The organism is Serratia sp. 2880STDY5682894 (assembly GCF_001537385.1).
GTDB classification, from domain to species: domain Bacteria; phylum Pseudomonadota; class Gammaproteobacteria; order Enterobacterales; family Enterobacteriaceae; genus Serratia; species Serratia nevei.
In genome coordinates this window covers 45776-71040 of sequence record NZ_FCJA01000009.1, presented here as the reverse complement: position 1 = coordinate 71040, position 25265 = coordinate 45776, and the positions used below count along the sequence as shown (strand labels likewise).

At 60.9% G+C, this 25265-nt stretch carries 24 protein-coding genes; 7 read left to right on the top strand and 17 right to left on the bottom strand.

Translation table 11 applies throughout. The annotated features are described in order from the left end of the window. Positions 1-134 precede the first annotated feature (134 nt). The gene (locus AWX27_RS19255) at positions 135-728 is read left to right on the top strand and encodes a YhgN family NAAT transporter (protein ID WP_025159894.1); all 594 of its coding nucleotides are present in this window, start codon (positions 135-137) and stop codon (positions 726-728) included. A 30-nt stretch (positions 729-758) separates the two neighbouring features. Here AWX27_RS19255 and gntK read toward each other — a convergent pair whose 3' ends face one another. From gntK to AWX27_RS19235, 4 genes are all read right to left on the bottom strand, one after another. Continuing rightward, entirely contained in the window at positions 759-1286 is a 528-nt protein-coding gene (gntK, locus tag AWX27_RS19250) for a gluconokinase (RefSeq protein ID WP_033649350.1), read from the bottom strand. A 101-nt stretch (positions 1287-1387) separates the two neighbouring features. Next, positions 1388-2704, bottom strand: a complete 1317-nt coding sequence (gene gntT / locus AWX27_RS19245) for a gluconate transporter (protein WP_033636339.1) — start codon at positions 2702-2704, stop codon at positions 1388-1390. Between the two features lie 340 nt (positions 2705-3044). Further along, complete coding sequence (gene gntR / locus AWX27_RS19240; RefSeq protein WP_060424481.1) at positions 3045-4040, bottom strand: gluconate operon transcriptional repressor GntR; 996 nt, start codon at positions 4038-4040, stop codon at positions 3045-3047. A 289-nt stretch (positions 4041-4329) separates the two neighbouring features. Further along, positions 4330-5025: a pirin family protein gene (locus AWX27_RS19235; RefSeq protein ID WP_038873615.1), complete on the bottom strand. Its 696-nt coding sequence runs from the start codon at positions 5023-5025 to the stop codon at positions 4330-4332. A gap of 389 nt (positions 5026-5414) precedes the next feature. Between AWX27_RS19235 and AWX27_RS19230 the strand changes: the two genes are divergently transcribed. After that, a complete protein-coding gene (locus AWX27_RS19230; protein ID WP_060424478.1) occupies positions 5415-5930 on the top strand; it encodes a GNAT family N-acetyltransferase in 516 nt (171 codons plus the stop codon). Beyond that, positions 5923-7104: a P1 family peptidase gene (locus tag AWX27_RS19225; protein ID WP_060424475.1), complete on the top strand. Its 1182-nt coding sequence runs from the start codon at positions 5923-5925 to the stop codon at positions 7102-7104. Before AWX27_RS19230 ends, AWX27_RS19225 begins: the two co-directional genes overlap by 8 nt. A 58-nt stretch (positions 7105-7162) precedes the next feature. On the opposite strand, the gene iolE is transcribed toward AWX27_RS19225, so the two are convergent. Genes iolE through iolD form a run of 4 tightly spaced genes read right to left on the bottom strand, consistent with a single transcriptional unit; the run spans position 7163 to position 12033 of the window. Further along, positions 7163-8059 carry a myo-inosose-2 dehydratase gene (iolE, locus tag AWX27_RS19220; protein ID WP_019455194.1) on the bottom strand — a complete coding sequence of 299 codons (897 nt, stop codon included), beginning with the start codon at positions 8057-8059 and terminating at the stop codon, positions 7163-7165. A 59-nt stretch (positions 8060-8118) separates the two neighbouring features. After that, on the bottom strand, positions 8119-9003 hold the full coding sequence (locus tag AWX27_RS19215; protein WP_004930845.1) for a sugar phosphate isomerase/epimerase family protein: 885 nt from the start codon (positions 9001-9003) through the stop codon (positions 8119-8121). Positions 9004-9043: 40 nt separating this feature from the next. Next, positions 9044-10057: a bifunctional inositol 2-dehydrogenase/D-chiro-inositol 1-dehydrogenase gene (locus tag AWX27_RS19210; protein WP_038871433.1), complete on the bottom strand. Its 1014-nt coding sequence runs from the start codon at positions 10055-10057 to the stop codon at positions 9044-9046. Between the two features lie 35 nt (positions 10058-10092). After that, the gene (iolD, locus tag AWX27_RS19205) at positions 10093-12033 is read right to left on the bottom strand and encodes a 3D-(3,5/4)-trihydroxycyclohexane-1,2-dione acylhydrolase (decyclizing) (protein ID WP_060424473.1); all 1941 of its coding nucleotides are present in this window, start codon (positions 12031-12033) and stop codon (positions 10093-10095) included. Between the two features lie 545 nt (positions 12034-12578). On the opposite strand from iolD, the gene iolC reads away from it, so the two are divergent. Further along, entirely contained in the window at positions 12579-14510 is a 1932-nt protein-coding gene (iolC, locus tag AWX27_RS19200; protein ID WP_060424471.1) for a bifunctional 5-dehydro-2-deoxygluconokinase/5-dehydro-2-deoxyphosphogluconate aldolase, read from the top strand. 203 nt (positions 14511-14713) lie between these two features. Continuing rightward, on the top strand, positions 14714-15550 hold the full coding sequence (locus AWX27_RS19195) for a MurR/RpiR family transcriptional regulator (protein WP_004930856.1): 837 nt from the start codon (positions 14714-14716) through the stop codon (positions 15548-15550). A 41-nt stretch (positions 15551-15591) separates the two neighbouring features. Here the strand turns inward: AWX27_RS19195 and AWX27_RS19190 are convergent, their stop codons facing one another. From AWX27_RS19190 to AWX27_RS19175, 4 genes are all read right to left on the bottom strand, one after another. Then, on the bottom strand, positions 15592-15930 hold the full coding sequence (locus AWX27_RS19190) for a type II toxin-antitoxin system RelE/ParE family toxin (RefSeq protein ID WP_049202849.1): 339 nt from the start codon (positions 15928-15930) through the stop codon (positions 15592-15594). Between the two features lie 14 nt (positions 15931-15944). Beyond that, a complete protein-coding gene (locus AWX27_RS19185) occupies positions 15945-16214 on the bottom strand; it encodes a hypothetical protein (protein ID WP_004930864.1) in 270 nt (89 codons plus the stop codon). 174 nt (positions 16215-16388) lie between these two features. Continuing rightward, on the bottom strand, positions 16389-17210 hold the full coding sequence (gene iolB / locus AWX27_RS19180) for a 5-deoxy-glucuronate isomerase (protein WP_060424469.1): 822 nt from the start codon (positions 17208-17210) through the stop codon (positions 16389-16391). Positions 17211-17287: 77 nt separating this feature from the next. Further along, on the bottom strand, positions 17288-18793 hold the full coding sequence (locus AWX27_RS19175) for a CoA-acylating methylmalonate-semialdehyde dehydrogenase (RefSeq protein WP_049202852.1): 1506 nt from the start codon (positions 18791-18793) through the stop codon (positions 17288-17290). Positions 18794-19349: 556 nt separating this feature from the next. On the opposite strand from AWX27_RS19175, the gene AWX27_RS19170 reads away from it, so the two are divergent. Continuing rightward, positions 19350-20792: a sugar porter family MFS transporter gene (locus tag AWX27_RS19170; RefSeq protein ID WP_049202853.1), complete on the top strand. Its 1443-nt coding sequence runs from the start codon at positions 19350-19352 to the stop codon at positions 20790-20792. A gap of 32 nt (positions 20793-20824) precedes the next feature. After that, entirely contained in the window at positions 20825-21661 is an 837-nt protein-coding gene (locus tag AWX27_RS19165; RefSeq protein WP_060424467.1) for a TIM barrel protein, read from the top strand. Positions 21662-21697: 36 nt separating this feature from the next. On the opposite strand, the gene fetB is transcribed toward AWX27_RS19165, so the two are convergent. The 5 genes from fetB to AWX27_RS19140 form a co-directional block, all read right to left on the bottom strand. Next, positions 21698-22471, bottom strand: coding sequence for an iron efflux ABC transporter permease subunit FetB (fetB, locus tag AWX27_RS19160; RefSeq protein WP_049202855.1), 774 nt, complete (start codon positions 22469-22471; stop codon positions 21698-21700). Further along, positions 22458-23135: an iron efflux ABC transporter ATP-binding subunit FetA gene (fetA, locus tag AWX27_RS19155; protein WP_047729658.1), complete on the bottom strand. Its 678-nt coding sequence runs from the start codon at positions 23133-23135 to the stop codon at positions 22458-22460. Before fetA ends, fetB begins: the two co-directional genes overlap by 14 nt. Before the next feature lie 190 nt (positions 23136-23325). After that, positions 23326-23613 (bottom strand): FaeA/PapI family transcriptional regulator, encoded by a 288-nt coding sequence (locus AWX27_RS19150; protein WP_060424465.1) that lies wholly within the window; start codon positions 23611-23613, stop codon positions 23326-23328. A gap of 38 nt (positions 23614-23651) precedes the next feature. Next, positions 23652-24758, bottom strand: coding sequence for an FKBP-type peptidyl-prolyl cis-trans isomerase N-terminal domain-containing protein (locus AWX27_RS19145; RefSeq protein ID WP_195892970.1), 1107 nt, complete (start codon positions 24756-24758; stop codon positions 23652-23654). A gap of 29 nt (positions 24759-24787) precedes the next feature. Then, a complete protein-coding gene (locus tag AWX27_RS19140) occupies positions 24788-25201 on the bottom strand; it encodes a hypothetical protein (RefSeq protein ID WP_038871468.1) in 414 nt (137 codons plus the stop codon). Between the last annotated feature and the right edge of the window lie 64 nt (positions 25202-25265).

Below are 25265 nucleotides of genomic sequence, written 5' to 3'. Positions count from 1 at the left end.
TCTCCTCACCTTACAAAATGTCGGCGCGGGCGCAAAGTGAATTTATTCGATGGCTGAGGATTTCTCAGCAATCCTTCTTATAGGCAAGGACGCGGCCGGAAAGGCCGAGGCGTTTTCCCGATCACGAGGTCACCATGACAGAGATGATTTCCGCTACGGTATTGCTGTTTTTAATTATGGACCCGCTGGGCAATCTGCCGATTTTCATGTCGGTGCTCAAGCACCTGGAGCCGCGCAGGCGCCGGGTGGTGCTGATCCGCGAGCTGCTGATCGCCCTGCTGCTGATGCTGATTTTCCTGTTCGCCGGCGAGAAAATTCTGGCGTTCCTCAACCTGCGTACCGAAACCGTCTCCATTTCCGGCGGCATCATCCTGTTTCTGATCGCCATCAAGATGATTTTCCCGTCTCAGGAGGGCAACAGTTCGGGGCTGTCCGCCGGCGAAGAGCCCTTCCTGGTGCCGCTGGCGATCCCGCTGGTGGCCGGGCCGTCGATTCTGGCAGCGCTGATGCTGCTGTCGCACCAGTATCCGCACCAGCTGCCCCATCTGGTGGCGGCGCTGTTGATCGCCTGGGGCCTCTCCGCAGCCATTTTGCTGATGTCGAACCTGTTCCTGCGCCTGCTGGGCAGCAAAGGCGTCAGCGCGCTGGAGCGGTTGATGGGGCTGATTCTGGTGATGCTGTCGACCCAGATGTTCCTGGACGGCGTGCGGGCTTATATGAAGCTGTAGGCGCCTGACGGCGCCGACGACGGCCCGCGCTTAGCGGGCGGTGATGCGGTTGATGCAGGCGAGCGTGTCGGCGACCACGCCGTCCAGCGGCTGGTTGATGTCGATCGCCTGCACATCCGGCTCCTGCTCGCCCGGCTCTTCCAGCGTGGCGAACTGCGAAACCAGCATCTGCGGTTTGAAGAAGTGGCCTTTGCGCTGCTTCAGGCGCTCCTCAATCACCGTTTTATCCCCTTTCAGGTAGAGGAAATGCAGGTTGCGATTGCCTTCGCGCAGGCGGTCGCGATAGCTTTTTTTCAGCGCCGAACACACCAGCAGCGACACCGGATTGGTGCGTTGCATGGCGAAGATGGCGTCGTTGAGCGCAGCCAGCCACGGAGCGCGATCGTTGTCGTCCAGCGCATGCCCGGCGGCCATTTTGTTGATGTTGGCGCGCGGGTGCAGGTAATCGCCGTCCAGCATGGCGGCATCGGCTTCCCGGGCGACGGCGCTGGCCACGGCGGATTTACCGCTGCCGGACACCCCCATCAGGATAAATACGTGATTCTGCGGATTACTCATTGTGTCATGCCCTTATGGGAACTGGCGCGAGCGCGCCAAATGCGTCCCAACTGATAAAGATACTCTGGAACGCCGACGCCCCGCAGGGCGTCGGATAACGATTATACGACCGTCGCCAGCAGCAGGCAGCCCACCAGGCCGCACACCGAGATGATGGTTTCCAGCACCGACCAGGATTTGATGGTTTCCATGATGCTCAGGTTGAAGTACTCCTTGAACAGCCAGAAGCCCGGATCGTTAACGTGCGAGAAGATAACGCTGCCGGAACCGACCGCAATCACCATCAGCTCAGGGCTGACGCCGGTGGTGGCGATCAGCGGGGCGACGATGCCGCCGGCGGTGATCGCCGCCACGGTGGCGGAACCCAGCGCCAGACGCAGCGCGGCGGCGATCGACCAGGCCATCAGGATCGGCGAAACGTTGCTGCCTTCCATCAGGCCGGCGATGTACTGCTCGACGCCGCTGTCCACCAGCACCTGTTTGAAGGCGCCGCCGCCGCCGATGATCAACAGCATCATGGCGATGATTTTAATCGAGTCGGTGATGGTGCCCATCACTTCATCCATGGTGCGGCCGCGGTTCAGGCCGAAGGTGAAGATAGCGATCAGCACGGCGATCAGGGTCGCCATCACCGGGTCGCCGAAGAACTCGGCGAAGCGCAGCAGGCTGTGGCCCTTCGGCAACACCATTTCAGCCACCGCGCGCAGCGCCATCAGGATCACCGGCACCAGCGACGTGGCGACGCTGACGCCAAAGCTCGGCATCTCTGCTTCGGTAAAGGTTTTCGGGTTGTACAGGCCTTCCGGCACCGGCTTGTCGATGCCTTTCAGGAAGCGGGCATAAACCGGGCCGGCCAGGATCACCGTCGGGATCGCCAGCAGCGTGCCGTACAACAGGGTTTTACCCATGTCGGCATGGAAGATGGTGGCGATGGCCGTCGGGCCCGGGTGCGGCGGCAGGAAGCCGTGGGTCACCGACAGCGCGGCGGCCATCGGCACGCCGACGTACAGCAGCGGGATGCGCGCGGAGGCGGCGATGGTGAACACCAGCGGCAGCAGCAGCACGAAGCCCACTTCATAGAACAGCGCGAAGCCGACGGTGAAGCCGGTCAGCACCACCGCCCATTGAATATGTTTTCTGCCGAACTTGTCGATCAGCGTGGTGGCGATGCGCTGTGCGCCGCCGCAGTCCGCCAGCAGTTTGCCGAGCATGGCGCCGAAGCCCATGATCAGCGCCAGGCTGCCCAACGTGCCGCCCACGCCGGCCTTGATGGAGCCGATGACCTTATCGACCGGCATACCCTGTGCGATCCCGACCGCCAGAGCAACCAGCACCAGAGAGATAAAGCCGTTCAGCTTGAAGCGGATCATCAGCAGCAGCAGCAGCGCTACGCCGCCTGCAACAATCACTAATGGCATAATTTTTCTCCAACCTTTTATCGCGACTCTCTTTACGATAGGCGTAAAGCGTGCGGTTGTTTTATTTTTAGGCTCTTTCCCGGTGTTTAAGAAGAGCTGTAGGTGTTGTTGATTCAGAGGTTCAGTCTTGCAGCAAGATGACCGCACGCTCGTTGTTACCGGTATCATGATACCGGTAACAACATGAGCGCCGGAACCGGGTAAGCGGCTAAAATTCGCGTTCTGGGACAGAGATCAAACTTATGCCGGCAACGACCGGCGGGCTTACAGGCGGGATAACCCGCGCGCCTCAGGGCGCGCTGCAAAAAGAAAGGGTGTTAAAACAGAACGTTAAAATGGCTCAGATACTGCCGCCGGGGATCACGGTGAAACCGACGTCCACCATGCGCGGGCACACCGTTTCGCCGCGCAGCCGGGCCAGCAAACGCTCGGCACCGATCTGCCCCATGCGTTCGCGCGGCGTCAGCACGCTGGCCAGCTTAGGCACCATCACCTGGCCGATATCATGGCCGTGGAAACCGGCGATCGCCATGTCCTGCGGGATCGACAGCCCCTGCCGCTGGCACTCGAAGGCCGCGCCGATCGCCAGGTCATCGTTGGTGCAGAAGATACTGTCGATCTGCGGATAGTCGCGCTGCGCCAGGCGCAGCAGCTCGCCGCCGGCGGAATAGGAGGAAGAACGCGCGGTCATGATGCTGTAAGGCTCCAGGCCGGATTCGCGCATCGCCTGCTCATACCCCTGCTGCTTGATGAGGGTACGTTCATCCTGACGGGCACCGAAATAGACCACGTGACGGTGGCCGTGCGCGATGATCTGCTGGGTCATCTGGCGCGCCGCCTCGAAGTTGTTGAAGCCCACCGCCAGATCGATGCACGGCGAGACGCAGTCCATCAGCTCCACCACCGGAATGCCCGCCACCTCGATCATTTTCAGGGTGCGCGCCGTGTGATGGCGCTCAGACAGGATCAGGCCGTCGATATTGTAAGAAAGCAGCGAGGTCAGACGCTCTTCTTCACGCTCCGGCAGGTAGCCATAGTGCGCCAGCATAGTCTGGTAGTTGTGCGCGTCGGTGACGCTTTCGATGCCGCGCAGCACTTCGGCGAACACCTGGTTGGTCAGCGACGGCAACAGCACGCCAATCGCCCGGCTGGTGGCGTTGGAGAGGATGTCCGGCGCGCGGTTGGGGATGTAGCCCAGCTCATCCAGCGCGACGGCGATTTTTTGCTGCAGGGCGGCAGAAACCTGGTCGGGATTGCGCAGATAACGGCTCACCGTCATCTTGGTCACGCCCACCTTGTCCGCCACATCCTGGAGTACCGGCCGTTTTTTCTTCATTATCAATGAACTGACTAACCGTGAATGGGCAGTCATTTTAGCAAAAAAAACGGCGGGCCGATATTGTCGGTTATGCGACGGCCAACGCAAAAAGGCTCACAGCGTGAGCCCTTCATACGGTGACAAAGGGGAAAAAGCGTGGTTTCTCCCCTTTGTGATTGTCAGCCGAAAATCAATAAATTGATTTTCCTTGTTTTAATATGCTGCCGGCTTTCAGGCGGGCAACGTCATCAGGCTTGTCGTTAACCTCAAGGGCTCACAGCGTGAGCCCTTGAAATTTACCGCTTAATCACACCGGCGGCAGATCGAACAGCAGGATTTCGCTCTCTTCGTCGGCCTGAATCGTCAGCGCCGATTCATCCCACACCGCAAACGCATCGCTGATGCCGGCGGCCTGGCCGTTGACCGAGACTTTGCCGCGCACCACCTGGATCCAAATACGGCGGCCGGCGGCGATCGGGTACTCACCCTGTTCGCCTTTATTCAGCGCCCAACGCGACAGCGTCATATCCTGGAACACCTTCAGCGAACCGTCGCGCGCATCCGGCGACAGCACCAGCTGACGGCCCTGCGGCGCGTCGAACATGCGCTGCTCGTAGCGCGGCTCCAGCCCGACCTGATCCGGAATGATCCAAATCTGGTACAGGTGCAACGGACGATCCTGATTGGCGTTGTACTCGGAGTGACGCACCCCGGTGCCTGCGCTCATGATCTGGAATTCGCCGGCCTGGATCTGCTCCTTGTTGCCCATGCTGTCCTGATGCTCCACCGTGCCGCTCAGCACGTAGGTCAGGATTTCCATATCTTTATGCGGATGGGTACCGAAACCCTGCCCCGCGTCGATCACGTCTTCGTTGATCACACGCAGCGCCGAGAACCCCATAAAGTTCGGATCGTAGTAGTCGGCAAAAGAGAAGGTGTGCCAGCTATCCAGCCAGCCATGATTGGCGTGGCCGCGGTCTTCCGCTTTACGTACATAAATCATATTCAACTCTCCTCAATGTTTTTTTACAGTCTAGTCCTGCGGGCAGAATAAGAAAGCGTAAAAAACTCATGCCTCTGTTCAAAAATTTCGATGGAATGAAGCGGCAGATGGGCAACGGATTTGTTGAAGGCGGAAGCGGTTGAAAAAGGGCAAAAAAAAAGCCAGCACCCGAGCTGGCTAAGTAAACACTGGAAGCAATGTGAGCAATGTCGTGCCTTCGCAGCGAGAGTATCAAGGGTTGATGCCCTCCCCGGAACGCATCGCAATAATAATCATTATCATTCGCACCTGTAAAGCGTTTTTTTTGACCCGTTCAAATAATATTGACTCAAGGCAGTAAACGGATAAATTCAGAGGTTATTCAACCGGTAAGCAACAGGAGCAGCGAGATGAGCGAGATCGTGATACGCCACGTGGAAACGACGGATGCGCAAGCCCTGCATCATCTTTATTCTCAGACGCCCGTCTATCGCGATACGCTGCAGCTCCCGCTACCGTCCGTCGAGTCCTGGCAGAAGCGCCTCGCCAATCCCGAACCGGGCACGCATAACCTGGCAGCCTTCATCGACGGACAGCTTGCCGGGCAGTTGGTCGTGATGCTGAATCAGCGCGTTCGCCGCCGCCACGTCGCCACCTTCGGCATCGGCGTCGATCCACGCTACCACGGTCAAGGCGTCGGCAGCCGCCTGATGCAGGCGATGATCGACCTGTGCGACAACTGGGCGGCCATCGAGCGCATCGAACTGACGGTGTTCACCGACAACCCGGCGGCTATCGCGCTATACCGCAAGTTCGGTTTCGAAATAGAGGGCACCAGCCGCGCCTATGCCATGCGCGACGGCGTGCTGGTCGACGCCTACCATATGGCGCGTTTGCGCTCCGGGCAGCCGCACGGCGATGCGTAATCGCCCTCACCCACAGGGGCCACTGTGCCGGCCCCTGTGCATCAACCGCCGAACCTTTTTACAAGCGCTGGCCGGCCTGACCGCCGCCGCCGGCATATTCTCTCCTCTCACCTCGTTAGGTGCCGCTATGCCAACTTCCGCCGCCGGGCGCCCAGGCGCCCGCAACCTGATTACCGATGTGCCGGGCCTGAAGGTCGGCGTGGCGCAAGACAGCCGGGTGCGTACCGGCACGACGGTTATCCTGCCGGACAGCCCGGCGATCGCCGCCGTGGACGTGCGCGGCGGCGGCCCCGCCACCCGGGAAACCGACGCGCTGGGTGAAGACAATTTGGTACAGACCGTCGATGCGCTGACGTTCAGCGGCGGCTCGGTTTACGGGCTGGCGGCGGCGGATGGCGTCGCTGCCTGGCTGGGGCAACAGGGCCGAGGCTACGCGCTGCGCCCGGCCCCCGGCGTGCCGGTCTCCCCTATCGTGCCCACCGCCTGCCTGTACGATCTGGCCAACGGCGGCGACAAAAACTGGCAGCTCACGCCGCCGTATCGCCAACTGGGCATCGATGCGGTCGGCAAGGCCGGATTGGACTTTCCGCTGGGCACCGTCGGCGCCGGCTACGGTGCCATGACCGGCATGGGTAAGCTGAAAGGCGGCCTCGGCTCGGCATCTATCATTGCCGCCAATGGCGCTACCGTCGGCGCACTGGTGGCGGTCAACAGTTTGGGTGCGGTGGTCGCACCCGGCACCCGCGCCTTCTGGGCGACCCCCTATGAAATTGACGGTGAATTCGGCAACGGCGGCGCAGCGGCGCTGGCACAACTGCGCGCGCAGGGCGAAGATTGGATGGAACAAGAGCCGCAGGGCGGCAGAAAGAACACGACCCTGGCCTGCATCGCCACCGACCTGGCGCTGACGCGGGTGGAGTTGAAACGGGTGGCCATCATGGCGCAAGACGGCATGGCGCGCGCCATCCGCCCGCTGCACAGCCCGTTTGACGGCGACGTAGTGTTCGCCCTGTCCACCGGGCAGCGCGAGGTTCAGGGCAGCCGCGAACTGGCGGTGCTGCAGATCGGCGCGCTGGCGGCGGACACCCTGGCCCGGGCGATCGCCCGTGGCGTACATGCCGCCACGCCGTGGCCCGGCAGCCAGGTCGCAACCTGGCAAACGCTCGGCGGCTAACACGCCGCCACCAAAAAAGGGGCGCTGGCGCCCCTTAATCATGATTAACCCTCGTCGCTTAAATGCCGGCGGTTTCCCGAATATAACGGCGCGCTTTTACCGCATACTCGAACGGGTTGGCCAGCGCCGGATCCTGCTCGGCCTCCACCACCATCCACCCTTTGTAACCGCGCTCGTCCAGTAGCTTGAACACCGGCCTGAAGTCGATCACGCCATCACCCGGCACGGTGAAGGTGCCCTTCTTCACGCCGTCGAGGAAGCTCAGCTTGTTGGCTTTCACTTCCGCCACCACCTCATCGCGCACGTCCTTCAGATGGACGTGGTTGATGCGCGGCAGATACTTCTCCAGGATCGCCATCATCGCCTGCTGGCTGCCTTCCGAATAGTAGGCATGGCCGGTATCGAACAGCAGGTAGACGTCGTCGTTGACCATGCTCATGTAGCGATCGATTTCGGCCGTGGTCTGAATGCCGGTGCCCATGTGGTGGTGCAGACACACCTGCATGCCTTTGCCGGCGGCGATCTTCGCCAGCTCGTTGTAACCGTCGGCCACGCGCTGCCACTCTTCATCGCTGAAGTACGGCTTCTCTTCGAACACGCCTTTAGTGGTGCCCTGAATGCTCTTGCTCTGCTCGGAGCAGCCGATCACCCTGGCGCCCATGGCATGCAGGAAATTCATGTGGTTGATAAATTCATCGATGGTTTTGTCTTTCTGGCCGTCGGCGAAAAAGGTGCTGAACCAGGCGTTGCAGATCTGGATGCCGCGAATATCCAGCATCGGTTTCAGCACCGCCGGATCGCGCGGGTATTTGCTGCCCACTTCGCTGCCGGTGAAGCCGGCCAGCGCCATTTCGCTGACGCACTGCTGGAAGGTGTTTTCCTTGCCCAGATCGGGCATGTCGTCGTTGGTCCAGCCGATCGGCGCAATGGCCAATTTCACGTTGTCTTTATTCATGGTCTGCCTCGGTCCTTGGAGGGCCGCCGGTGCAAACGCCGCCGGCGAGCCGAATAAGATTATTTGCCCAACAGCTCTCTTTCGATGCGCTCTCTGGTCGCCACCGCCTGGCTCGGCATCTTTTCCGGGTAGCCGAACAGCGAGGTGCAGATGATCGATTCGCCGCCGACCTTGAAGCTGCGGTTGGCAAATTCCATGTCGCGCAGCGTCTGGAACAGGGCGTCGAAATTCACCTCGCCTTCGCCGATGCCGACGTGCTGATGCACCGCGGCGTCAACGCCCGGCGGGTTGACGATATAACGGCAATGCTTGGTGTGATTCATGGTGTCGGCAATCAGCACGTGGGAAAGATCGTCCCCGGCGTACTGCAGCATGCCGGCCACGTCACCCTGCCCCTTGTCGTAGTAGAAGGTGTGCGGCACGCTGTAGAGGTATTTGACGTGGTCGCTGCGCAGCGACTTCACCAGATCGGCGGTTTCGTTGCTCAGCTCGCAGAAGTCCCACGGGTGCGACTGGATCTCCATACGGATACCCTCGCGCTCGACGATCGGCAGCAGCTCCTCCATCGAGCGATACCACAGCTCCTCGCAGATCTCCGGTTCGTTGGGGTTGCCCGCCAGTTCGGTGTTAATCACCTGCACGCCCATTTCCACCGCGATTTCGATCATCCGCCGCCAGTTTTTGACCGCCGCCTGGCGGCGATCTTCCCCTGGCCCGGACCAGCGATACACCACGATAAATGAGGAGATCTCCACGCCGGTCGCTTTCAGGGCGTTTTTATACTCCGCCATGATTTCGCGGCTGGCCTTCGGATGCTTGTAAAACGGGTTGATCTGCGGGTGCGGCGACTGTTCGATGTATTTGTAGCCCCAGTCCGCCACCTGCTGCACCATTTTGGTCACGCCCAAATCCCGTATAACGTCGACATCAAAAGCGATCTTCATGGTCACTCCTCTGCAATCGTAGGTATGGGGGACAAGCCGATTATTTGTTGTAGAACACCGGGCGCGCCGGCAAGGTCACCGGCACAATCTCGCCGCTGAGCTGGGCCGCCACGCAGGCGTCGGCGGTCACCGCGGCGGCGTAGCCGTCCCAGGCGGAAGGCCCGGTCAGCTTGCCCGCAGCCACGTCGTTGATGAAACCCTGCAGCTCGACGTCATAGGCGTCGATAAAGCGATCTTTCCAGTCGGTCAGGATTTCGGTCGACAGGCGGGCGCCGCTGCGCATCTGCACCGAGGACGGCTCCGGCAGTTTGGCGATGCCGGTTTCCCCCACCACTTCGCACTGAATGTCGTAGCCGTACTGGCAGTTGACGAAGATTTCGACGTCGATGCGCGTACCCTTGGCGGTTTCAAACAGCACAATCTGCGGATCTTTCAGGTGCGGGAACGCCTTCGGGCTCTTACGCGGGAACACCACCTGCACCGACACGTAGTCATCATCGAGCAGCCAGCGCAGCACGTCGATTTCGTGGATCAGGGTGTCGGTGATCGCCATATCGGTGGTGTAGGCCTCGCCGACCGTCGGGTTGCGGTGCGCGCAGTGCAGCATCAGCGGTTCGCCGATCTGGCCGCTGGTCAGCACCTGTTTCAACGCGCGATAGCCCTGGTCATAAGGGCGCATAAAGCCGACCTGCACCAGCCGCTTGCCGTGTTTCGCTTCGGCATCGACGATGTTTTTGCAGCCCTGCGCGGTCACCGCCAGCGGCTTCTCGCAGAACACCGGTTTGCCGGCGGCGATGGCCGCCAACACGAACTCTTCGTGGCTCGGCCCCCAGGACGTGACCAGCACCGCCTGCACGTCGGCGGCCTTGATCAGATCGTGGCCGTTGTCATACACCCGCGCATCCAGCTGCAGATCGCTCACCACCTTGGCGGCGTTGTCGCGGTTGATGTCGTTTACCGCCACCACGCGGGCACCCTGCAACACTTTGCTGCAGCGACGGATATGATCGCGGCCGATGGCGCCGGTGCCGATAACCCCAATGTTCAATGTCATTTTCGCTACCCTCGAGATTTATGTATGAAAACGAATCAGTAATCGCGCGCCTTATCGATGTTTTCCTGCAGCTTGCGCGCCACTTCGACGATTTTCTCGCTGTCGGCCACCTGAGCGCCGCCCACGCGCCACCAGCTGAGATACTTGTGCACCATGGTCTTCGGCAACACCTTGATGTCCAGCAGCGTGGACACGGTTTGCCTGCGGGCGTCGGCCAGCGCGTCGAGCAGCTGCTGCTCGGTGGTGACCCGATAGGTTTTACAGCCGTAAGCCGCCGCCAGCATGGCGAAATCGACCGGCACCAGCTTGTCGTCGAGCTTGCCGCCCTCTGGATTGCGGAAGCGGAATTCGGTGGTGTAGCTGTCCATGCCGTGTTCCATCTGCAGGTTGTTGATGCAGCCGTTGGTCATGTTGTCGAACAGCACCACGTTGATCTTGCAGCCTTCCTGAATCGAGGTGACCAGTTCGGAATGCAGCATCATGAATGCGCCGTCGCCCACCATTGCGTACACCTCGCGCTGCGGCTCGGCCAGCTTGACCCCCAGCGCGGCGTTCACCTCGTACCCCATGCAGGAGTAGCCGTATTCCACGTGGTAGCCGTGCTCGCTGCGGTTGTGCCACACCCGCTGCAGATCGCCCGGCAGGCTGCCGGCGGCGGCGACGATCACGCTGTCCGCCGGCAGCTCGCGGTTCAACACCCCCAGCACGCGGCTCTGGGTCAGCGCGGAATCGGTCTGGGCGATAAATTCGGCGAACACCCGCTCGCGATCGAGGTGATCGTCGATCTCCGGCACAAAACCCGCGCCGCCGTATTCCACCGCGTAAACACGCGCGGTCTCTTCACGCTGGGCACCGCGCGCCGCGGCGATGGCATCGCCCCAGCCGGCGCGGTAGTCAGCCTGCGCCAGCAGCGCACCCAATGCGTTCAGGGCCTCGCGGGCGTCCGCCAGCACCTGCACGCCGTCGAGCTTGCCGGCGTCAAAGGCGCTGACATTGATATTGAGGAAGCTGACGTCCGGGTGTTGGAACAGCCATTTGGACGAGGTGGTGAAATCGGTGTAACGGGTGCCGACGCCGATCACCAGATCGGCCTGCCGGGCCAACGTGTTGGCCGCCAGGCAGCCGGTTTCGCCGATGCCACCGAGGTTGAATTCATGGTCGCTCGGCACCGTGCCTTTGCCGGCCTGGGTTTCGGCGAACGGAATGCCGAAGCGCTCGGCAAATTCGCGCAGCGCCCGCCCGGCCTGCGAGTATTTCACGCCGCCGCCGCACACCAGCAGCGGTTTGCGCTTGGCGGTCAGCAGCGCCAGCGCGTCCGCCAACATGCCGTCGGTCGCCGGGCGGCGATCGAGCCGATGCACGCGTTTTTGGAAGAAATAGTCGGGATAGTCGTAGGCTTCACCCTGCACGTCCTGCGGCAGGCACAGCGTCACCGCGCCGGTATCCGCCGGATCGGTCAGCACGCGCATCGCGTTGATGCAGGCGCTCATCAGCTGCTCCGGCCGCACGATGCGATCCCAGTATTTGCTCACCGCGCGGAACGCGTCGTTGGTGCTGATGCTGAGATCGTAAGGCTGCTCGATTTGCTGCAGCACCGGATCCGGCTGGCGGGAGGCGTAAACGTCGCCCGGCAGCAGCAATAAAGGAATGCGGTTGGCGGTAGCGGTGGCCGCGGCGGTGATCATGTTGGCGGCGCCGGGGCCGACCGATGAGGTGCAGGCGTAGATCTGCCGGCGCAGCTTCTGTTTGGCGAAGCCGATCGCCGCGTGGGCCATGCCCTGCTCGTTGCGGCCCTGATGTACCCGCAGCTCGCCGCTATCCTGTTCCAGCGCTTGCCCCAGCCCCAGCACGTTGCCGTGGCCGAAAATCGCGAAAATGCCCGCGACGAATTTGGTTTCCACGCCGTCGGCCAGCAGATACTGGTTATCGAGAAATCTGACGAGCGCCTGCGCCATGGTTAGCCTGATCTTGCCCATTTACTCACCCTTTAGATTGAGGGCCGCCCCGGAAAGTGCTCGCGCCGAGCCGACAATCCCGTGTTTGTGTTACGCGGCGGCAGCTATTATCTTGAGCTGGCGATGCCCGCTGCTCACGAAGTCGACAACCTGAAACGTGAAGCGATTATAAACAAATATATTTTTCATAAAATCACATTACAGAAGAAACATTTCATTTTGCGATAAAGATCGCATATTGCATGAAAAGCCCGTTTCATCTCGTGCTTCAACCTTCGCTGACTTCGCGCCGCGCAATGGCGGGTGACCACCGTCAGCACTCAGGATGACAGCCTTTTATCCTGTCCTCGCACTCCTTTTCAGCGCGCGCCTGGCCGCCCTTCCGTGGCCGTTTCACCGCCTTTTCCACCCCCTTGCCGATGTTTTAAATGCATCACATTTTTGGGGTGTAAATTTCATTCCATATTGAAATTGAAATTTTCATTCCCCATACTGTCCACATGCTTCCTGCAGGGCGCCACGCTCGGGCCGCCGCCGGAGTTTTGCTTAAACAGAAGGAAACGGGTATGGCTACACAAGAAAAACAGCTTGATGTCATTTGTCTCGGGCGCATCGCCGTCGATTTCTATGCTCAGCAGATCGGCGCGCGGCTGGAAGACGCCGGCACATTCGCCAAGTACCTCGGCGGCTCTTCCGGCAACGTGGCCTACGGCACCGCCATTCAGGGGTTAAAATCCGGCATGCTGGCGCGCGTCGGCGACGAGCACATGGGCCGCTTTCTGCGTGAAGAGCTGCAGCGCGTCGGGGCCGATACCCGCTGCCTCATCACCGACAAGCAACGATTAACCGGCCTGGTGATCCTCGGCATCAAGGATCAGGAAACTTTCCCGCTGATCTTCTACCGCGAAAACTGCGCGGACATGGCGCTGACGCCGGACGACATCGACGAGGCCTACATCGCTTCCTCGCGCGCGCTGGCCATCACCGGCACGCACCTGTCGCACCCGAACACCCGCGCCGCGGTGCTGAAGGCGCTGGAATACGCGCGCCGCCACGATCTGCGCACCGCCCTGGACATCGATTACCGCCCGGTGCTGTGGGGGCTGACGTCGCTGGGCGACGGCGAAACCCGCTTTGTGGAATCGGACCAGGTCACGCGCGAGCTACAGGAGGTGCTGCACCATTTCGATCTGATCGTCGGCACCGAAGAGGAGTTTCACATCGCCGGCGGCAGCACCGACACGCTGACGGCGCTAAAAAACGTGCGGCGGGCCACGGCGGCCACGCTGGTGTGCAAGCGCGGCGCGCAGGGTTGCTCGGTGTTCGAAGGCGAAATCGCCGACGACTGGGCGCAGGTGAAGCTGCACGCCGGCGTGCGGGTTGAGGTGCTGAACGTGCTGGGGGCCGGCGACGCCTTTATGTCCGGCCTGCTGCGCGGCTACCTGAACGATGAGGGCTGGGATCAGGCCTGCCGCTACGCCAACGCCTGCGGCGCATTGGTGGTGTCGCGCCACGGTTGCGCGCCGGCCATGCCGACCAAACGGGAGCTGGACGACTATCTGCTGCGCGAACGGCAGGTCACGCGCCCGGACCGCGACGCACGCCTGAACCACCTGCACCGGGTGACCACCCGCAAGCAGCAATGGCCAGAGTTGTGCGTGTTCGCCTTCGATCACCGCAAGCAGCTGGCGGACATGGCGCGCGAAGCCGGCGTCGGCGAGGAACGCATTCCGCGCCTGAAAACCCTGCTGCTCACCGCGGCGCAACAGGCTGCCGCGCAGGCCGGGCTCAACGGCAACAGCGGCATTCTGGCCGACACCACCTACGGGCAGGCGGCGTTGAACGAGATCACCGGCCAGGGATGGTGGATCGGCCGGCCGGTGGAGCTGCCCAGCTCGCGCCCGCTGCGCCTGGAGCACGGCAATATCGGCTCGCAATTGATCGACTGGCCGCAGGAGCACGTGGTGAAGTGCCTGGTGTTTTATCACCCGCACGACGCGGCGGAACTGCGCCACGAGCAGGATGAACTGATCGCCGACGTCTACCGCGGCTGCTGCAAATCCGGCCACGAGCTGCTGCTGGAGGTGATCCTGCCGGACAACAACCCCGACAAGGACGAACGCCATTACCTGGAGATGATTGAACACTTCTACCGGTTGGGCATTCAGCCGGACTGGTGGAAACTGCCGCCGCTGAGCGCGGAAAACTGGCGGCGGGTCGGTGCGCTGATCGACACCTACGATCCCTTCTGCCGCGGCGTGCTGATCCTGGGGCTCGACTCCCCGGAAGCGGTGCTGAAGGCGGGCTTTGCCGCCGCTGCGGATGCGCGCTGGGTGAAAGGTTTCGCCGTCGGCCGCACCATCTTCGGCCAGCCTTCGCGCCGCTGGCTGCAGGATGAAATCGACGATGCGGCCCTGATCGAGCAGGTGAAACAAAAATACCTGACGCTGATCGGTTTCTGGCGCCAGTACCGTCCGCAGGCGAGCGGCGCGCACTGACAGCAAGCGCGAGTTCACGTCCCCTTAAGGCCATTTCGCCGCTTTAAGGGGATTTTTTTGCCCCTTTTCTGTGAAGTCGCGCAATGTGCGATCGAATAAATCGCTTTTTGAGGAAATGAAATTTCCGCTCCGTCTGTTAAAATACCCTGTCAATATTTCAGGCGTCAGGCCAATGCGCCTTCACCCCACTGCGAGCCGAATGGATGAACAACCCAACTCAACTTTCGCTGTTACAGGACGAGATTCGCCACCGTTATGAAACGCTGAGCAAGCGTTTGAAGCAGGTGGCGCGCTATATTTTGGATAACAGTAACAGCATCGCTTTCGATACCGTTGCCTCCATCGCCGCACAGGCCAGCGTACCGCCTTCCACCCTGATCCGTTTCGCCAACGCCTTCGGCTTCAGCGGCTTCAACGAAATGAAGCAGGTGTTCCGTCAGCATCTAATGGAAGAAACGGTGAACTATACCGAACGCGCGCGCCTGTTCCGCCAAACCTCCACCGACGACAACGTCGCGCCGGAGAAACCGGCGGAAATTCTCAACGTATTCACCATGGTCAACGCGCAGGCGCTGCAGCAGCTGGCGATGCAGATCGCCCCCGAGCAGCTGGATCGCGCCGTCGAGCTGCTCAACAACGCCGAAAATATCTACGTGATCGGCCTGCGCCGTTCGTTCAGCGTCGCCTCCTATCTCACCTATGCGCTGCGCCATCTGGAGCGCCGCGCGTTTCTGATCGACGGCCTGGGCGGCATGTTCACCGAACAGCTGAGCATGGTGAAACCGAAGGACGTGGTGATCGCTATCAGCTATTCGCCGTACGCCCGCGAAGCGGTGGAACTGGTGGAACTGGGTGCCAAGCGCGGTGCGCAGCAGATCGCCATCACCGACAGCCAGGTCAGCCCGCTGGCCGCCTTCAGCGACGTCTGTTTCGTGGTGCGCGAAGCGCAGGTGGACGGCTTCCGCTCGCAGGTGGCTTCGATGTGCCTGGCGCAGACGCTGGCGGTCTCGCTGGCGCTGAATAACGCCCGGGACGAGTAAGGCTGGGGTGAACGCGCCCGACAGGCTCGGGCGCGGCAGGATTATTGCAGCAACAAATAGCGGTAGAGCGCGCTTTCCAGATCCTGCTTCATGCTGATGAAAAGCAGAATCTCCACCGTCTGGCCGTCGTAGTCATAGATGACGCGGTATTCGCTATCGGGATCCAATCGCTCGTGCAACCGTACCCCCATGCCCGCCAGCACGGCGTTGAAGCGGTAGCGGGCAGGATCGTCGGCAATTGCCGCAAGAGACGATAACAACAGATTGTCCACGAACACCCCGGCTGCGGCGGCCCCTATCGTTCCGCTCTTGTAAGACTCGATGTCTTTCAGGCTCCATTCCGCCGCCGGCGCGACGGTAAAACGTATTTCCTTGGGCATCCTGCACCTCGGGCCTATTTCCGCGCGTCGCGCAGCCGCTGCAACGTTTCTTCGGGCGACAGACCGCGCTGATTTTTAATCTCTTGCTTCGCCATCATAGTCAGTTTCAGCAACGCGTTGGACTGGCGCTCCAGATTGCGTTCCCGAATTTCGGCCTCTCTCTCAGCCGCCGTTTGCACAAACAGCTCGGCAACACCATTTTTTGTGACGTAAACCCCGCCTTCAAACAGATCGGGCGAACCTAATCCTTCTCGCGCCGCTTTTTGGGACATGGTAGTCGTCATGGTTTTTCCTCCTGCGCATAGGCAATCACGCTGTATCACAGCGGTTCTTTGGATTCACTCAGCCGGGGAGCGATCGCGTGCGGACAGGTTATCATTTGAACAAGATGGAGGGCAAATTTAGGTCAAATTTATACCCTGATAAAAAGAAAGCCCGGCAAGCCGGGCCTCAAGCGCTTATTGCGCGGTGGGATAGGCGTCGCCGTTAATCCAGGCGTGGTCTTTTTCCCAGGTGAATTTCCACTGCCGCACCGGCCCGGCCATCACGTTGAGATAATAGTTGTCGTAGCCTGCCAGGGTCGCCACCGGGTGATAACCGCGCGGCACTTTCACCACGTCGCGATTGTAGACCGGCATGCACTCGTCGAGCGTGCGATCGTCGGTATAGACACGCTGCATGCAGAACCCCTGCTCCGGCTGAATGCGGTGATAATACGTCTCTTCGAGATAGGTTTCGTGCGGCGAGTCTTCCCGATCGTGCTTGTGGCTCGGGTAGGAACTGGTGTTGCCCTCGTCGGTGTAAACCTCCACCACCAGCAGGCTGTCGGCCGGCTCGCTGTCCGGCAGAATGTTGTGCACCAACCGCTGGTTACGCCCCTTGCCGCGCCGCTCCACGCCGATATCTGCCGGCGTGATCAGCCGTGAGGGCAGGTGGCCGCTGCCGGGCGCGCTGCACACCGCCAGTTCCAGATCGGTTTCTGCCCGCACGTCGATGCGATCGTGATGCGGCACATACACCGCGTAAGGCGGCGTGCGCTCGAACGGGCTCATGCGCTTGCCGATATGCGGGTACTCGGCGCGCAGCGTGGCGACGGAGGCGATACCGGCCACCAGCACCAGGCACAGCTCCTTATCGCCGCACTCAAGCTGAAGCGACTGCCCGGCGGCCAGGCGATAAACGTCAAAGCCGACATAGCGCCAACCGGCATTTTCCGGCGTCACGTGCTGGATGCGCCCTTCGGCGTTCGGCGTCTGACATTTGGCAAGCAGTGAAGACATCTCGATTCTCCTGTTAATGATTCGTGCAAAGGCCGCTGCCCCGAAGGAGCAACGGCCTGGCCTGAATATGACAGCGCTTAACCCAGCGTCGGCATGCTGAATTCGGACACCGTCTGCTGCCCGGCCGGCCAGCGCGCGGTGGCGGTCTTCATGCGCGTGTAGAAGCGCACGCCGTCGGTGCCGTGCACGTTCAGCGCGCCGAACACCGAGCGCTTCCAGCCGCCGAAGCTGTGGAACGCCATCGGCACCGGTACCGGCACGTTGACGCCGACCATCCCGGCCTGCACTTCTTGCACGAACTGGCGCGCGTAGTGGCCGCTGCCGGTAAAGATGGCGCTGCCGTTGCCGAACTCGTGGCCGTTCACCGTGTCGATGGCGGTACGGTAATCCGGCACCCGCACGATGCCCAGCACCGGCCCGAAGATCTCTTCGCGGTAGATGCGCATATTCGGTTTCACATGGTCGAACAGCGTGCCGCCGACGTAGTAGCCTTCAGGATAGCCCGGCACCTGATAATTGCGGCCGTCGGCCACCAGGGTGGCGCCTTCTTCCACGCCCAGATCGATATAGCCCAGCACCTTCTTCTGGTGGGCGGACGACACCAGCGGCCCCATTTCATTCTCTTCGCCGCCCTGCTGCAAGCCCGGCCCGACGCGCAGCTGCGCGATCAGCGGCTTCAATTTGGCGATCAGTTTGTCGGCGGTATCGTCACCGACCACCACGGCGATCGGCAACGCCATGCAGCGCTCGCCGGCGGAGCCGAACGCGCCGCCCATCAGCGCGTTAACCGTGGCGTCCAGATCGGCGTCCGGCATGACGATCGCCTGGTTCTTCGCCGCCCCGAAGGCCTGCACCCGCTTGCCGTGCGCACTGGCGGTGGTGTAGATATGTTCCGCCACGGTGGAGGAGCCGACGAAGCTCACCGCCTGAATGCGCGGATCGGTGCACAGCTGCGCCGCGTCTTCATTGGCGCAGTGCACCACGTTGAACACGCCGTCCGGCAGGCCGGCTTCTTTCAGCAGCTCCGCCAGGCGCACCGAGGCGGAAGGCACCAGCGCCGGCGGCTTGAGGATGAAGGTGTTGCCGCAGGCCAGCGCGATAGGGAACATCCACATCGGCACCATCGCCGGGAAGTTGAACGGGGTAATGCCCGCCACCACGCCCAGCGGCTGCATCAGCGAGAAGCTGTCGACGCCGCTGCCGACGTCCGGCGAATACTCGCCCTTGATCAGATGCGGGATGCCGCAGGCGAATTCGACCACTTCCATGCCGCGCGTCAGTTCGCCCAGCGCATCCGAGTACACTTTGCCGTGCTCGCTGACGATAAGCTCGGCCAGCTCGTCGCGGTGCTGTTCCAGCAGCGCCTTGAAATTGAACATGATGCGCGCGCGGCGCAGCGGCGTGGTGCGCGACCAGTCGGCAAACGCCCGATGGGCCACGTCGATGGCCTGTTTGACTTCGGCGGCGGTGCTCTGCGTGACGCGCCGCTCAACCTGCCCGCTGGCCGGGTTGTGCACGTCAACGGTTTGATTACTGCTGCTCAGGCACACCTGCCCGCCAATAAAGTTACCCACGGTTTTCATGTCACGCCCTCTTTTCAAGTCCGCTGTCGCCTGGCCACTCGCCGGCGGCGCGGCGTTAATCATCCCGCTCGCCAAACCCCGTCGGCAAGCCGGCTAAATCCTGACCGGATGCAGCAAACTCTATTTCATTGAAAAAAAAGTTTCAAATAAATTGTTTTGGAAAATTTATTTTTAGTGCGTGAGGTCGCAATTTTGCGGTGTCGATCCGGTTGGCGCTTTCATTGGCGTGCCAGGGAAAGCGCAACGGCGGAGAAGAAATCCGGGGTAATGCACACTGACTTTGCTACAGAAAACCCACACTGTGTCTGCCCTGTCGTCGTTACCGCCAGCCCCCGTTCACCCAAGGTGCCCGAATCGCTCGCGACGGTTTTTTTTGAACTGGATCTAAAAATCAATATTCCATTATTCACTAATTATGAAATAAATGTTCTTGTTTGTTCCAGCATTTATCGACGACATCGCCTTGATGACAGGCACGGTTCACACCCTTCCGCTCGCCCTCTTCCCGACACCCCAACCGTGCGGACGGAAGCCAGGATAAAAATCGGAGCAACACATGTCATATCAGCGTAAGCACAATACCGGCTACATATTGCGAATTTGCGGCATCGCCGCCCTGGGCGGCATTCTGTTCGGCTACGATACCGCCGTGATCTCCGGCGCGATCGAAGCGTTGAAAACCTATTTCAGTCTCAGCCCGGCCGAAACCGGTTGGGCGGTCTCCAACGTGGTGATCGGCTGCGTGGTCGGCGCCTTCGCCGCCGGGCCGCTGGCGGCGCGCTGGGGCCGTAAAAAGGCGCTGATGCTGGCGGCGCTGCTGTTCACCGTGTCCGCCGTGGGCGCGGCCTTGGCCCCGACCTTCACCTGGTTCGTCATCTACCGCATCATCGGCGGGCTGGCGGTCGGCATTGCCGCCACCGTGTCGCCGATGTACATGTCGGAAGTGTCGCCAAAGGACATGCGCGGGCGCGCGCTCAGCATGCAGCAGTTCGCCATCGTCTTCGGTCAGATCGTGATTTTCTACGTCAACTTCAAAATCGCCAGCCTCGCCAGCGAAGCCTGGCTGGTGGAAATGGGCTGGCGCTGGATGTTCGCCTCGGGCGTAATCCCCTGCATTCTGTTCTGCATCCTGGTGTTCGTCATTCCTGAATCGCCGCGCTGGAACGTAATGATGGGGCGCGACGATCAGGCGCTGGCGATGTTGACCAAGGTCTCCAACGCCGCCCACGCGCAGAATCTGCTGAAAGAAATCAAAGACTCGCTGCAGCAGGATCAACAGCAGCAGCACCGGAAGCTGAACTACGGCGATGTGCGGGTACGTTTCATCCTGTTCGTCGGCTGCATGATCGCCATGTTGCAGCAGGTGACTGGCGTCAACGTAATGATGTATTACGCGCCGGTGGTGCTGAAAACCGTGACCGAAAACGCGCAGGAAGCGCTGTTTCAGACCATCTGGATCGGCGTGCTGCAGCTGGTCGGTTCGGTCATCGGCGCCATGCTGATGGATCGCATGGGCCGCATTCCCTTGATGCGTTATGGCACGCTGGGCGCCATCGCCGGCCTGCTGCTCACCTCGTACGCGCTCTACACCCAGGCAACCGGCTATTTCGCGCTGTTCGGCATGCTGTTCTTCATGGTGTTTTATGCGCTGTCCTGGGGCGTCGGCGCCTGGGTGCTGGTGTCGGAAATCTTCCCGAACCGCATGCGCGCGCAGGGGATGAGCATCGCCGTCGGCTGCATGTGGGTCGCCAACTTCGCGGTGTCGCAGTCGTTCCCGATGATCAACGACCACCCGTATCTGTTCTCGCATTTCCACGGCGCCTTCCCGATGTGGATCTTCGCCGCCTGCTGCCTGTTCAGCTACTGGTTCATCGGCCGCTACATTCCGGAAACCAAAGGCGTCTCGCTGGAAAAAATGGAGCAGGTGGTGCTGGCCAAACGCCACCGTCACCCCCTGCCCGACGGCAAGCCGCTGCCGCTGGAAAACGGCAAATCCTGATCTCTCAACCCTGACCGCTGGAGTAATGCCTCATGACACTTGCGCTGGACCGCTTCTGCATTAACCGCAAGATCGCGCCGAATCTCGATCTGGACAGTTTTTTCCGCCTGGTGAAACGCTGCGGGCTCAGCAAGGTTGAGCTACGCAACGACATGCCCAGCGGCAAGGTAACTGACGATCTGAGCGACGCGCAGCTCAACGCGCTCGCCGCGCAATACGGCATCGAGATCGTCACGATCAACGCCCTTGGCATGTTCAATCGGGTAGACGACCCGGCGGCGCTGCTGCAGCGCGCCGAAGCGTTGCTGGCGCAGGCGCAGGCCATCCACAGCCGGGCGCTGGTGCTGTGCCCGCACTGCAGCGCCGATGACAAGCGCAGCGAGCAGCAAAAACGCGACGACACCCTCGCGGCATTGCGGTTGCTGGCGCCGCTGTTTGCGCGCTATGGCGTACAGGGGTACGTCGAGCCGCTGGGCTTCGGCATCAGTTCGCTGCGATCGTCGCTGCTGACTCAGGCGCTCATTCGCGATTCGGGCGCGCCGTACCGCATCGTGCTCGATACTTTCCACCACTACCTGAGCGATGTGACGCAGGCCGACTTCGATGCGCAAATCCAGGTGGCGCAGATCGGCCTGGTGCATCTGTCCGGCGTGGAAGACGGGCGGGATAAAGGTGCGCTGAGCGACGAAGAGCGCATCATGCTGAGCGAGGGCGATCGGCTGGAGAGCCGCCGCCAGGTGCAGAACCTGGAACGCCTGGGCTACACCGGCGTCTATGCCTTCGAGCCCTTCTCTTCGCAGCTGGACAGCTGGAGCGAGGCGGATATCGAACGGGAAATCCGCCACAGCATTGCCCTGCTGCAAGGGTAAAAAAAACGGCCTCCGCGGAGGCCGTTTTTCATGGCGTTACTTCAGGTTGCCGACCACCAGCTGGTGGCGCTCGTTGTAAAACTTACGGTAGGCCAGATAGCAGGCGATGATGGTCGACAGGCTGGCGGTAGAAAGCAGCATGAAGGTCACCATAATCTGGTATTTGATCGCTTTCACCGGGTCGATGCCGGCGAAGATCAGCCCGGACATCATGCCCGGCAGGCTAACCAGCCCAACGGTTTTCGCCGAGTCCACGGTCGGGATCAGCGAAGCGCGGATGCTGTCGCGGATCAGCGCCGCCGAAGCGAACTTGGGCGTCGCCCCCAGGCTGAGCATCTCCTGAATCTTCTGCTGTTCGCTTTTGAAACGCTGGCCGAGGTTGGTGTAGCACAGCCCCACCGCCACCATGGCGTTACCGGCGATCATCCCGGAGATGGGGATCACCTGCATCGGCGTAAATTCGATGGAACCGGTCAAGACCAGCACCGCCAGCGTCAGCACCGCGCCGGTGGTGATGGCGATAAACGACGTCACGAACGCGTGTTCGACGTACTTGCTGCGTTTCTTGGCGTTGTAGGCCGCGTTAAAGCAGATGAACAGCACCATCAACACGGTAAGCACCGCGTTATCCAGGTCGAAAATGTACTTCAGCACATAGCCGACAATGATCAGCTGCACCACCGCGCGGCAGATGCTCCAGATAATGTCCTTTTCCAGCGCCAGCTTTTCCCGGTGGCTGATCAGGATGGCGACCACCACCAGGATCATCGACAAGCCTAAGGATTCGTTGGTGATGTTATGCTGATTCATGCTGTTGCTCCTGTTGCTCGGCGCCGTGCGCGCGCAGGGTGATCACCTCATCCGCATGCGCTATCTCTTCGGTATCGTGCGTCACCCACAGCACCGCCAGCCGGTGCTCCGCCACCAGCTGATGCACTATCTCATTGACGTTGCGTTTGTTTTCCTCGTCCAGCGCGCTGGTGATCTCATCGAGCAGCAGCACCCGGGGCATAAACTGCAGGTTGCGGATCAGGGAGACGCGCTGCTTCTCCCCGCCGGACAGCTCATTGATGCTTTTGGTCAGCATCGCCTCCGGCAGCCCGAAACGCGTTAGATCGGCCTTCATTTTTCGTTCATCCGGCGACTGCTGACGGATCTGGTAGGGCAGCGCCAGATTGTCGTAAACCGTATTGCCGAACAGCGCCGGCGTCTGGAAGCAGTAAGAAACCTGCTTGCGATACGCCTCCGGCGACATCTCGGCGATCGCCTGGCCGTCGAAATAGAGGCTCCCGCGGGTCGGATCCATTAAGGAAGAGATGATTTTCAGCAGCGTGCTTTTCCCGCAGCCGGAAGGCCCGGTGATCAGTTTGAACTCGCCCTCACCCAGCGTGAAAGAGACGGAGTCCAGGATCACCTGGTTGTCTATTTGATAATGAATATCATCCAATCTCAGTATGTCTTTCTTTTCCTTCATTACGATGCCGGCTCCCTACACCTGTTCCCGTCTGAGCGATAAGTATATGGCCGCAAAAAACATCTTAGCAATGCCTGCGCGGATGGCAGAGAGCGGAGAGGAGGATTGGCGGAGCAAAACGCCCCGCCAAATGATAAGATTAATTAATGATTAGCTGTAGAGATAGTCAAAAGCGACCGCCAGGGTCGAATCACTCTTTTTTTATCGCTGCCTGTTCGTCGCCGCTGTACCAGCGTAGAGAATTGTTGATGCTGCGGTGGGTGCAGTGGACCTTGCCCTCCTTTTCCAGCGCCAGCAGCAGGGTTCGGGTGGTATAAATGTTTTCGCCGCATTTATCCGCCAGCTCGCGCGTCTTCGGCCACTGCTCCGGCGGGGGATGGTGGCCCCCTGACCCTTCGATACGCTCTCTGCACAATCCTTGCAACACATTCAGCATCAGCGATTTTCTGCTTTCAAACGTTTTCGGCGCCTTGGCCATAGCATTCCTCCTGAGTGGTTACTGCTGAGCTCCCCCGCTCACGGCTGCACGTCAGCGATGCGCAGGGTATAAATCATGGTGGCATCCGGGGGGATTGCCGGCGGGCTGCCCTGCTTGCCGTACGCCAGCGCCGGCGGCACCACCAGCGTGATCGAGCCGTGGCGCTGCAGCTTCTCGATAGCGGCGCGAAACAGCGGCGGATAGCGCGTCAACGGCTGAGAGATCACCGTCCCTGCCAACTCCATATCTTTGACCACCCGGCCGTCGACCAGGCTTTCGCGCACCACGATATCCACCCGATCGTCGGCACCAATCGCCCCATTGCCGGCATAGTCCACCCGGTAGTAGAAACCGAGCGCATCCTGCTTGACGCCCTCCTGACGGGCGAAATCGGCCAGATAGGCTTTGTCGTCCCGCGGTGGCGGTGGCGCCTGCGTCTGCTGCAACCGCTGCTGCGCCGTGCGCAACGCGCTGTCGATGGCGGCCTCATCCAGCCGCAACCGCCCGGCCAGGGTATCGGCGATGCCGGCCAGCAGCAGCCGGCTGTCCGCCTCCAGCCCCGCGCGCCGGTTCTCCTGCTGCAAATGCACAATGTCGCGCCCCAGAGACACGCCGGCGGCATACGCCTGTTGGTCCACCTCGCTGGCCAGCAAGGGCGGTTCGGTGGCCTGCTGCCGCTCGGCCAGCAAGGTGTCGATCCGCTGCTGCTGCTGCGCCAACTGCGCCATCAACCTTGCGCTACGCTGTTCGGCCTGCGTGAGCGAAGCGGCCAGTGCGCCCACCTCAGGCACCGGCGCAACGGCTTGCCGCAATCCCTTCAGGGCATCGGCCAGAGGCCGAATGTCGACGACGGCCCGCTCCCGTTTCGGCACCGCCGCGGCCTGAGCCGCCTCTAACTGCCGCTCCAACTGACGAATTTTCTCCGCCTGCTGTTGCAAAGACTGCTTCAGCGAAGTTAAACGAACACCGTCTGCCCCGGCGATGGCAGCCGATTTGGCGGCCGGTGCGGGCGCCGGTTTACGCGCGGCGTCTTCCCCGAGCGCGGCCGGCGGCGCCTGCCGTTGTTCAGCGAACTTCAACAGGGCGGGAATGCCGTCGTCGGCGGCGCAAGCAGCCCCGTTCGCCGCCAACAGCAAAAAGCCCATCGCCCATCCTTGCGCGCATCGCTTCATGGCTACAGATTCTCAACCCGGCTGGACAGATCGGACATCAGCTCATGCTCGACGTCGGCGCAGAATTTCTCGGTTTTATATTGATAAAGAGCATCAATCGCTTTACGGGTACTCTCATCCACGTTGCCGCGCACCCCGGCATATCCCGAGGCGTTGGAAAGCAGGCCGTTAAAATAGGCAATGCGCTTTTGGTAACTTTGTGGATTAATATTTTTTAACGAATTAACCCGTTGTTGGCAAAGCGCGATGCGTTGTTCATCGGATTTATCATTAGGATTGTTCTGTGAAAGTTTTTTCACAGAATTCAGTTTTGTCTTGCTACCGTCCGCACAGCCCGATAGCACCATAAAAGACAGCAAAAATATAGCCAATCCCACCTTGCGGCGTCCGCCGCAAGCATTAATCATCGTTATCATTCCGTTTATAATCCTTTAATTGTCACTTAGGTCATCATTATGTGGCGAACGGCAGCGGCACATG